The organism is Halovenus amylolytica (assembly GCA_004015825.1).
Lineage (GTDB): Archaea > Halobacteriota > Halobacteria > Halobacteriales > Haloarculaceae > Halovenus > Halovenus amylolytica.
The window spans coordinates 178801-189186 of the sequence record SAYS01000008.1 but is presented as its reverse complement, the minus strand read 5'-3'; the positions used below and the strand labels follow the sequence as shown (position 1 = coordinate 189186).

The 10386-nt window shown below is 61.3% G+C and carries 9 protein-coding genes, 1 tRNA gene and 1 pseudogene; 8 read left to right on the top strand and 3 right to left on the bottom strand.

Annotated elements, in window-relative coordinates:
• From EOW68_RS09030 to EOW68_RS09015, 4 genes and pseudogenes are all read left to right on the top strand, one after another.
• Positions 1–123, top strand: a pseudogene (locus EOW68_RS09030) (IS1595-like element ISHti5 family transposase); the annotation flags it as partial.
• A 306-nt stretch (positions 124–429) separates the two neighbouring features.
• On the top strand, positions 430–1563 hold the full coding sequence (locus EOW68_RS09025) for a sensor histidine kinase (protein ID WP_128224831.1): 1134 nt from the start codon (positions 430–432) through the stop codon (positions 1561–1563).
• 138 nt (positions 1564–1701) lie between these two features.
• Positions 1702–2826: a signal peptidase I gene (locus tag EOW68_RS09020; RefSeq protein ID WP_128224830.1), complete on the top strand. Its 1125-nt coding sequence runs from the start codon at positions 1702–1704 to the stop codon at positions 2824–2826.
• Between the two features lie 199 nt (positions 2827–3025).
• Positions 3026–4060, top strand: a complete 1035-nt coding sequence (locus EOW68_RS09015; protein ID WP_128224829.1) for a DUF5305 domain-containing protein — start codon at positions 3026–3028, stop codon at positions 4058–4060.
• 9 nt (positions 4061–4069) lie between these two features.
• On the opposite strand, the gene EOW68_RS09010 is transcribed toward EOW68_RS09015, so the two are convergent.
• Positions 4070–4756 carry a protein sorting system archaetidylserine synthase gene (locus EOW68_RS09010; protein ID WP_128224828.1) on the bottom strand — a complete coding sequence of 229 codons (687 nt, stop codon included), beginning with the start codon at positions 4754–4756 and terminating at the stop codon, positions 4070–4072.
• Positions 4757–4840: 84 nt separating this feature from the next.
• Complete coding sequence (locus EOW68_RS09005) at positions 4841–5221, bottom strand: prefoldin subunit (RefSeq protein WP_128224827.1); 381 nt, start codon at positions 5219–5221, stop codon at positions 4841–4843.
• Positions 5222–5310: 89 nt separating this feature from the next.
• Here EOW68_RS09005 and EOW68_RS09000 point away from each other — a divergent pair, with 89 nt between their 5' ends.
• Together EOW68_RS09000 and EOW68_RS08995 are read left to right on the top strand one after the other, a co-directional pair.
• Positions 5311–6633, top strand: coding sequence for a glycerate kinase type-2 family protein (locus EOW68_RS09000; protein ID WP_128224826.1), 1323 nt, complete (start codon positions 5311–5313; stop codon positions 6631–6633).
• An 86-nt stretch (positions 6634–6719) separates the two neighbouring features.
• Positions 6720–7802, top strand: coding sequence for a hemolysin family protein (locus EOW68_RS08995; protein WP_128224825.1), 1083 nt, complete (start codon positions 6720–6722; stop codon positions 7800–7802).
• Between the two features lie 229 nt (positions 7803–8031).
• Here the strand turns inward: EOW68_RS08995 and EOW68_RS08990 are convergent.
• A tRNA-Met gene (locus EOW68_RS08990) sits at positions 8032–8106 on the bottom strand.
• 166 nt (positions 8107–8272) lie between these two features.
• Here EOW68_RS08990 and EOW68_RS08985 point away from each other — a divergent pair.
• Positions 8273–8671, top strand: a complete 399-nt coding sequence (locus EOW68_RS08985) for a cupin domain-containing protein (protein WP_128224836.1) — start codon at positions 8273–8275, stop codon at positions 8669–8671.
• Positions 8672–8751: 80 nt separating this feature from the next.
• Positions 8752–10386, top strand: coding sequence for a rhomboid family intramembrane serine protease (locus EOW68_RS08980; protein ID WP_128224824.1), 1635 nt, complete (start codon positions 8752–8754; stop codon positions 10384–10386).

Here is a 10386-nt window from a genome sequence, read left to right as displayed (position 1 = left end):
TGGTTGCGAAGGTTCCGGGGCGTCTCAAAACACCACTTACAGGGCTATCTGAACTTCCTCAGCCTCACACTCAACACCGAACGCTGGTTCGAGAAAATCCTGAGTACCGACTTCTACAGATGAGCGTCTTTTCAATTTCATTTTCCAATCGAACTGTTCTAATAGTTTCCTTTTTTGCCCGTAATCTGCCGCGTAGCGGGGATAGCCGACTGCTGGCGCGGTTTTCAGACTATGGGGCAGTGAATTCAGGGAACACCTGCTGGACTGTTCATGAAATTATGAACGTTATAGATAGTTTTCAGACAGCTTCTAACAATACTGTGTTACTCACTAATTACATTCGATGGGCACAAATTATCAGTCCTCTGGGATGGATGCCGGGGCAGTTCGATCCGTCGACAGACTGTGGGGTCCCCCGATGGTGAGACCATGAGTCTCGAACACGGGTCGACAGATCTGGCTGGGGTAGCAAGTGGACGTGAGTACGGCCGGTTGTTCGACGTGCTCTTCGAAGAGACACACGACTTTGCGTTTCTCCTCGAAGCAAGCGGGCTGGTTGTCAGAGCGAACGACCAGGTCTCTGCGTTTACCGGATCGACACTCGATGAGCTCGTCGGACGACGACTCTGGAACACATCCTGGTTTCGAAACGCCAGTACGTCCCGGCACCAGCTCCGGGAGGATCTCCAGCGCGCGGTCGGCGGCGAGCGGATCGACCGGGTGTATCGAATTCAGGGGAGATCACGGACGGCTACCGTCGAGGTGGCGATCCGGCCGGTTCCTGCGACCGGGCGGTGTCCCGAACTCCTCCTCGTGACGGGCACGGAGACGACAGAACGAACCCGCCGTCTCTCGGAACTCGAAGCCCAACAGGAGTGTCTGGAAGAGTTCGTCCGGATACTCACCCACGACGTGCGTGGACTGCTAGAGGTCGCCACAGGGAATCTCGAACTCGCCGACGAGTCGACTGCCCAGTCGGAGCTTACGACCGCCCGGGAGTCGCTCGCCCGGATCGAGCGACTCCTCGAACACTGCTCGGAGACCGTCCGCGAGGGCAAACTGATCGGCGAGCGTGTCGAGGTCCATCTCGGTGTCGTGGCACACGAGGCCTGGCAACACACCGACACCGCCGAGGCCTCGCTCGTTGTCGACTCTTCGAGGACACTCAGGGCGGATCGGACGCGGCTCATGGAGGTGTTCGAGAACCTCTACAGGAACGCCGTAGAGCACGGCTCTACGAGCCCCCAGTCCCAGGCGCCCGGAGACGCCGTGGAGCATGGCTCCACGAGCCCTGACTCGCACACTCGTCAGGACGCCGTGGAGCACGCCGGCAATGCTGTCACGGTTCGTGTCGGGACGACAGCGGACGGGTTCTACATCGAGGACGACGGACCTGGCCTCCCCGACGACGAGGCGGTGTTCGAGCCAGGAGTCTCGTCGTCGGCGGACGGATCGGGACTGGGACTTGCGATCACCGAAACCGTCGTCGACGCACACGGCTGGTCGATCCAGGCAACCGAGAGCACACAGGGCGGTGCTCGCTTCGAGATCCAGACGACCTAACGTCCGACACACGTCGAATCCAGATGTTCGTACTCACAGTTGCACCGCTGACCGATCGTGAACAGGCCACTAGAGAGTCACCGGCGCATACTCTTATTAGGCTCCTGAGTTCATACTTGTAGCACCCACAACACATCGATGAACGGAAAACAGCTCCTCGGCTGGACGCTCCAGCTCGCAGTGGTCGTCGTCGTGCTTTCGCTTCTCCTCGGGCAGTTTCTCGGCCAGCCAATTCTGCTGAGTTTCGTCGAGACGGGGAGTATGGAGCCCACGATCGACACTGGGGACGGCTTCGTCGCGATCCCGACCGAACTGGCCGGCGATATCGACCAGGGTGATGTCGTGGTCTTCAGGGCCGAAGAGATTCAGGGCGGCGGACTGACGACACACCGGATCGTCGGTGAAACCGAAGAAGGGTACATCACGCAGGGGGATGCCAACCCGTTTACCGATCAGGATAGCGACGAGCCACCGGTACAGAAACCACAGATCGTCGCGGTCGCCTGGCAGCCGGGGAGTGACGTGGTCACGATCCCCTGGGTCGGGACGATCGTCGACGGAATCCAGTCCGTCCTCGAATCGATCCAGCTCTGGCTCGCCCAGCTGTTCGGTACGCGCGCGTTTCTCGGACTCCAGGGGGTCGGCTACCTCCTCTTCGGTGCCTCGATTCTTCTCTATCTGGTGGCGGTCTATCTGGAAGACGACCGGCGGCGCGAGCGGACGACCGACCGTGACACCGGGACGAGTTCGCGGAAACTGATGGCCCTCCTGACGCTCGTCGTCCTCGCCGGCGCGACGGCGCCGATGGTCGCCCCGGCCAACTCCGAGGAGTTCGGGATCGTCAGCGCGGAGTTCGAGAGCGACTCGCCGGACGTGATTCAGCAGGGGACGAGCGAATCGTTCGACTACCCGCTCCGGAACACTGGCTTCCTCTCGACGGTCGTCTTTCTCGAACCGGCCAGTGACAACATCGCCGTCGAACCCGGACAGACGACCGTCTCGTCGCGTTCGACCGAGAACGCGACGGTGACCATTACGGCCCCGCCGGAGACTGGCTACTACCGGGTATTCCTGGAACAACACCGATATCTCGGGGTTCTCCCGACGCCGGTTATCGAGGAACTGTACGCGATCCATCCCTGGGCCCCCATCGTCGTCATTGACGCTGGAATCGGAATCCCGTTTTACCTGTTCGGGATGTGGCTCCTCGGCACTGGCCGACTCCGGTCCCGGGACCGCCCGCGCAAATCGTGGCTGTCGTGACGCACAGAACAACGAATTAGCACAAAAACTACATATCACTATGATAAAACCAAACTGACAGATGTCCTGGCGAACCGCTCAAATCCGAAAGACTGTTTCGAATAATTTCGAATATATAGCTATAGCTCTGCTTATACTTTTGCTCGTTGCTGGATACCTGACATATGGCGTATACGTTTCGCCGGGAACCGAGACCGAGATGGTCGAGGAATCGAGCTGGTCGTCGACTGCCGTCTACAGTCACGAGGCGGCCGTCCAGACGGAGACGGCCGTCTTCGAGCAGGGAGCGGTACTGGAAGACCAGCCGGCGTATCTTTCGTCGGTTGCACCGGTGCTGAACGGAACCTTCCAGTACGGCTACAACGCCTCTGACAGCGGGGACCTCTCTGTCGCTGTCGACCAGACACTCGTCGTGCGGGCTGTCGGTGACGAGGGAACGTTCGAGTTCTGGCGTGAAGAGACCGATCTCGGGTCGGAGCGAGTCAGCTCCCTCCAGCCTGGCGAGAGAGCCGCTGTCCCGTTTTCGCTCAACGTCACCGACACCCGGTTGCGGATCGAGGAGATCGAATCACAGCTGGATGGCTCCACGGGTGACACCGAGATCATCGTCCAGTCGAACGTCACGATCTCCGGGCAGCGAAACGGCGTCGCTGTCAACGAGACGAATGGCTACCAGATCAGGATCGACGACCAGGGGACCGCCTACCGCGTCGGGAACGACGAACCAGTGACCGATTCGGACCAGCAGTTCAGACCGGAGACTGTGACGGCGAGCTACGGACCGCTCCGGAGTCTGCTGGCGCCAGCACTGTTCGTTCTCTCGGCGATCGGCCTGGCTGGGCTCGTCGCTGGCCGCAGACAGGGTCGGTTCGAACTCTCCGAGGCCGAACGGGAGTGGCTTCGCTACCGGGCCGAGGCCGACGAGTTCGAGGAGTGGCTCTCGACGGGGACCATTCCCGACGAGGCACTGTCACGGACGACCGTTCGTGTCGAGACACTCGAAGATCTGGTCGATCTTGCGATCGATAGCAACCGACGGGTCGTCCGGGATCACTCCCGGGGTCTCTGTGCCGTCTTGCTCGAAGAGACGGTGTACACGTACGACCTGCCGGAACAGTCCGGCGAGGAGCAACTCCACTCCCCCGGCGAGTCGTCATCCGAACCGGAGACGCAACACGAGACAGGAGCCGACGACGGCTCGTCGACGGACAGTGACGAACAGAGTTCGGCCTAACCCGTCCGATCACTGCTCCCAGTAGAATTTCGGTGCCAGCGTCAGATAGGCCAGCGCTGCCACCAGGAGGACGCGGGGAAAGACTCGTTCGAAAACCGCCGGCACCAGGATCGCTGCCATCTGGACGACCCCCATTCCGAGCGCGTCGCGGGCCCGAAGCTTCGGGTACGGGACGGGCGCGACCATCAACACCGAAAGGACGACGGTGCTGGCGAGGATGACAGGAACGCTCGTGATCCCGGCCAGATACGCCGCGGCGAGGATCGACGAGGCGAGTGTATTCTGTATTCCAGGTCGTTTCTCGTCCTCGTCGACGTAGACTGTATACAGCACTGTCCGGAGCAAGGAGAAGACGACCACGAGCGATGCGACGCCGGCGGCGACCACGAAGACGGCCACCTCGTCGGTCAGTGGCCCCCAGGGCTCGTTTGCCACGACGAAGACGAACAGTGCGGGCGCGGTACCGAAAGAGACGATATCGGCCATCGAGTCGAGATATGGGCCGATCTCCGTCCCGCCGTAGGTTCGGGCGACGATCCCGTCCAGACCGTCTGCGACCGCAGCGAGCAGGATGAGCTGGGCGACGAGCAGCGGTTCGCCGACGACGGCGGCGGTCATCGCGACGAGGCCGAGCACTGCATTCGCCAGTGTGACGACGTCGGCGACACCGAGTCGTTCGCGCACCCGAAGCGACATACCTGCACCGTTGGGGAGCGTGTACAAGAAAGAGACGATTCGTCTGTTCGCTTGCGTCTGCTCTGTGATCTCCGGGCGTCTGTCCTACTCGTCCATGCCGGGCGTCCCCAGCCCGCCTGTCTGGCCGCCCAGAAGGTGTTTGATATCCTCTTTCCGGTTCTCGAACTGTTCTTCGAGCCGTTCTTTTCGCTGTTCGAGTTCGTCGATCCGGGATTCGAGATCGGCTATCTCTGTTTCCAGCTCCGGTTTGACCTCACCGGAGACAGACTGGATGCGAATCCGGCCGATCTGGCGGTGGACGACCTGCTCGTCGTCGACGCCGTCGAGCGCATCGAGGGCTGACTCGGAGTCGTCGAGTTTCTGTTCTGCCTGCTCTTTCTCCGAGACGACCGCCGTCGCCTCGTCCTGAAGCTCCTCTAGTTCCTCGTACTTTTCCTTCGCTGCGGGGGGAAGATGATTTTTCATACACGCCCTTTCAGCGTCACACCTCAAATATCCTGTCTCATCGATTCACCCCCCGATGATTTATCTCCAGTGCGAGTGATATTTCGACTATGTTCGAAGACGAATCCACCCGATCGGACCGTCACGAGCACGCCAGGCAGGCGATCCAGGCCGGGATCGAGGCTGCCCAGCCCCGTCGCGTGCTCGGCGATACGGTCGAGTACCACGACGATACGTTCCGCATCGCGGGAACGGAGTACTCCCTCGACGGGTTCGACCGGGTGCTCGTCCTCGGCGGCGGCAACGGCGCTGGCCGGGTCGCCGCCGCCCTGATGGAGATTCTCGGTGACCGGATCGACGGGGGGATTGTGGTTACTGACAACCCTGCAGAGACGCCCCAGATCGAGATGGTCGAGGGGACGCACCCACTCCCGTCGGAGGCGAACGTCGAGGGGACGAGTCGGCTTCTCGAACTGGCCGAGGGGACGACGGAAAACGATCTCGTGCTGACGGTCATCACCGGCGGCGGCAGTGCCCTGCTCTGTGCACCGGCCGAGGGACTCACCCTCGACGAGTACCGGACGCTGACGAATCGACTGATCGAGAGTGGGGCGACGATCGACGAGATCAACGCGGTCCGGAAACACGTCTCCAGAATCAAGGGTGGCCAGCTCGCCCGTGCACTCGCACCGGCACGAACTGTCGGCATCGTCTTCAGCGACGTCGTCGGCAACCGACTCGACGTGATCGCCAGCGGGCCGATCGCACCCGACGAGTCGACCTACCAGGATGCGACCGAGGTGCTGGATCGGCACGACGTTCAGACGCCGGATAGCGTCGACCAGATTCTCACCGACGGTGCCGACGGTGACCGACCCGAGACGCCCCGGGCAGGTGATTCCGTCTTCGAGCGAGTGACTCATCATATCGTCGCAGACAACCGGACTGCACTCGATGCAACTGCAGAGACACTCCAGCAGGTGGGCTACGAGACGGCAGTTCTCTCCGATCGGATCGAAGGTGAGGCAAGCGACGTCGGCGGCGTCCACGCACAGATCGCACTCGCCGCTGCCGAGACTGGCGAGCCGTTCGCTCCCCCGGTTGCGCTGCTTTCCGGGGGCGAGACCACGGTGACTGTCCAGGGTGACGGGACCGGTGGCCCAAACCAGGAGTTTGCCCTTCGTGCAGCGATCGACATCGCCGGCAGCGACGTGATCGCCGGGGCTGTCGACACCGACGGTATCGACGGTGCGACGGCTGTCGCCGGCGCACTCGTCGATGGCCAGACTGTTGCCGACACGCGCCGCGCAGAACAGGCACTCGGGGACAACGACGCCTTCGGCTACCTCGGTGAACAGGGTGTACTGCTCCGGACGGGGCCGACGGGAACGAACGTCAACGATCTCCGACTGCTGCTGGTCGGCGAGCCCTGACCGTTCTGACTGCCGCTGTTTCGAAGCCCATTTCCAGGATATTCATCAGCCATTTCACCATCGAGAACCAACCGCAACCTGTCACAATGAACTCTATCGAGCTGGCAGTCCGTCTTATCGCTGGTGTCGGACTCATTCTGGCGAACGGTTTCTTCGTCGCTATCGAGTTCGCGCTGACCCGTGCTCGACAGTTTACCGAAAAAGAATTTGTTGGCGATAACACCGGCGCGCTGCAGCGAGCCTGGCAGATGACGCAGGATCTGGAGATCTATCTTACCACCTGTCAGGTCGGTATTACGGCGTCGAGTATCGCGGTCGGGATCGTCGCCGAGCCAGCACTGGCTGCCCTCTTCGAGCCGCTGTTTGCGAACACGGCGTTCGCCTCCGTCGGCTCGGGTGCGATCCTCGCTTTCCTCATCATCAACCTCGTCCACCTGACTCACGGCGAGCAGACGCCGACCTACCTTGGTGTCGAGCGCTCGCGGTTCGTCTGCAAGTACGGCGCAGGACCGCTGTACTGGTTCTACCGCCTCATCTCGCCGATCATCACGCTCGGTGACTGGGTTGCGAAACAGACGTTGCGGCTGTTCGGGATCGAGATGACCGGTGCCTGGCTGGAAACCGAGGAGGACGTCATCGAATCCCGGGCCGATCTCCGGAACCGCCTCGGCTCGGTTCTCGACGAGGGTAATCTCTCCGAGGAACGCCACGAAGAGGTGATGAACGCGCTTTTGATCGGCGAGCGGTCGGTGCGAGAGGAGATGATTCCCCGGGACGATATTGTCGCCCTCTCGACCGAGGCCGATACAGCGGAGAATCTCCGCCGGATCGAGGAGCACCCACACACCCGATACCCGCTGGTCGGTGCGGAGTTGACGGACTTCCACGGAATCGTCTACAGCCCGATTCTGGCCAAATATCACGACCGGCTGTCTGACGCCGATATCGACTTCGGGGAGCTGGCGACACCGCCGATGACGATGTCGCCCGACATCGACGTGAGTGACGCGATCGACCGATTCCAGACGGAAAATCAGGAACTCGCGCTCGTCGTCGAAGATGGTGGCGTAATCGGGATGATAACGGTAACCGATCTGCTGGAATCCGTCATCGGCGAGATCGACGATCCGATCGACATCGACTCCCCGACACCGATCGACGCCAGCTGATCACGGCTTTTCCTGCTAGTATTCGTAACTCGCTGCACTCTGCTGTTGCTCGGCGATGAAACGCCTCGCGGTGTGAGTGCAGCAGAATAGTAGCGGGAGGTGGATTTGAACCACGCAAACACGGTCGCTCACTTCGTTCGCGCTGCGTGTTTTCTAGTTCAAATCCAGTTGCTATTTTCTTGCTCCCGAGACTCGTCGCTACGCTCCTCGTCTGTGGTCGCAACGAAAATAGCGGGAGGTGGATTTGAACCACCGGTCTGCGGGTTATGAGCCCGCCGGAATCTCCTGGCTATCCCATCCCGCTACCCTTTCCTAACTCCGTTCCCCGTTTAAGTATTGTGCTTCCGTCTTGCTACGGTTTGCGGTAGCGCGTGACAGTCTCTCCAGCCGACTCTCCGCGACTCGACCGCATTCCCACGACGACGACGAGCACCAAAACTAAAACCACCGTCGCCGGCGTTGATCCGACGATGACAGCACCTGACGGCGAGCCAGCGTACCACTGTATCGACCCGACGGAGATCGAACCCACACCGGATCATCCCTGCGACCGGCGCTCGATCACCGAAGAAATCGATCTCTCTATCCTCGCCAGTGCCGTCTACGAACTCGAACCTGGCCAGCAGCTCCCACAGACGTATCACTACCACGAACAGCGCGAGGAACTGTTCTACGTCCAGTCGGGAACACTTCACGTGGAGACGCCCGACGAGGAGTTCGAACTTTCCGCCGGGGAGATCTTCGTCGCAGAGCCGAACAGCCCACACCGACCCTACAACCCCGACGGTGCGACGGAGTCGACGGTCGTCCTCGGGATCGGTGCGCCGCGGATAGATATCGCCCGCCCATACGATCCCGACTCGGAGTAACAGTTGTAGCTCCGGTTCGTCTCTTCTACCGGTAGGTGCTGCCTACATATTTATATCGTGGGCTCCCCGAAGCGTAACCGATGAGCGCGCTGGGTATCGACGAGACGCTCCTTCGGATCGTCAGTCTCGGTGCCCTCGCCGGTGCCCTCCTTCTCTGTGGATTCGTTCTCGCCCGCCTCGGTGAGGACGAAAATCGACTCGTGGCCGGACTCCGCGAACGGTTCGTCTTCGGGATTCCGTGGGGGACAGCCATCGTCATCCTGCTGGTGTATGCCATCTACTACCTCGTTCAGGGTGGTGGCAAACCGGGCGGGCCGATCGTCGTCGGCTTCCGGTCGTGGTCGCTGTGGTACCCCGAAAGCATCCTCCTGTCCTCGTTTACCCACGCCAGCGAATCCCACCTGATGGGCAATCTCTTCGGCGCGCTCGCGTTCGCACCGATCGCGGAGTACGCCTGGCGACACTACCCCGAGAATCGCGAGGACGAGCGCATGGGTGACTGGTGGGACAACCACTATCTCCGGATCGCTGTCTTCGTGCTGGCGGTATTTGTCGTCGGAGTACTCGGCTCCCTCATCGTGCCCGGCCCGGTGATCGGCTTCTCCGGTGTCGTCTTCGCCTTTGCCGGCTTCGCGCTGGTCACGTTCCCGATTGCGACGGTGCTCGCGATCCTCGGTGTCCAGGTGGTCCGACTCGTCTACCGGTCGGTCACCGATCCCTGGGTTGTCGCCGTCTCCCAGGAACAGTTCGTCCGACCGTGGTGGGTCGATGTGGCTATCCAGGGACATCTCTACGGGTTGCTCGTCGGCGTCCTGCTCGCGGGCCTCCTCCTGCAGTACCGCGGCCGATCACCGAACATTCGACACGTCTTTTTTGCAGCCGTTGTTTTCACTGTCTCCCGCTCGCTGCAGTACATTTACTGGCCACTCGGGAACGAACGATACGTCCTGTTTCAGGCGATCGGAACCGCAGCAGTCCTCGTGTTGGCCCTGTTGATCGCGGTTGCAGTCTTCGGCGAGGAACGGATGTTCATCTCCCGGATCGATCTCAGAGTCCACACTGCTGGCGCGGGTGTGCTCCTCTCGCTCGTACTCGCACTCGCAGTGCTCGGTATCCCGTACAATCTCGTTTCTGTCGATGGTGGGCAGGAACTCGACGACGGGATCGAGGTCCGTGATTACACCGTGACCTACGCCGAGAACGTGCCGGATCGCTACGCCTCGTCGCTGAATCTGCCCGTCTACCAGGGGCCGTCGGTGAACGTCAGCGGGGTGATCGTCGCGAGCGACGAGCGCAACATCTGGGAGCGGCGGATACCGGCAGGTGAACTCGCCTCCCAGGGATCGGCCACTGTCGTCCTCGGTGACGCGACCTGGCGCGAGACTGTCCGTATCCAGCGCACGACCTGGCGGGTGACCGGCGGTAACAGCACCTACAAGGTGTTCGGGCAACGCGGCGACAAGCCACGACAGCTGTTCGCCTCCGAGCCCGCAATCGCGAGGCCAGTTATCGATGGCTCACGGATCGCGATCCAGCCTGCCGAGGACTTCTATAATGTAGCCGTGATCGAAAACGAGAGCGTGCTCGGATTCGAGCAGATTCCACCCGGCGGAGAGAACGTAACGGTCGCGGACATCACGTTCGAGCGCGACGACAAGAAACTGATCGCCGTTCACGAGCGAACTGCAATCCAGATTGGGCGGTTCGAGCGATAG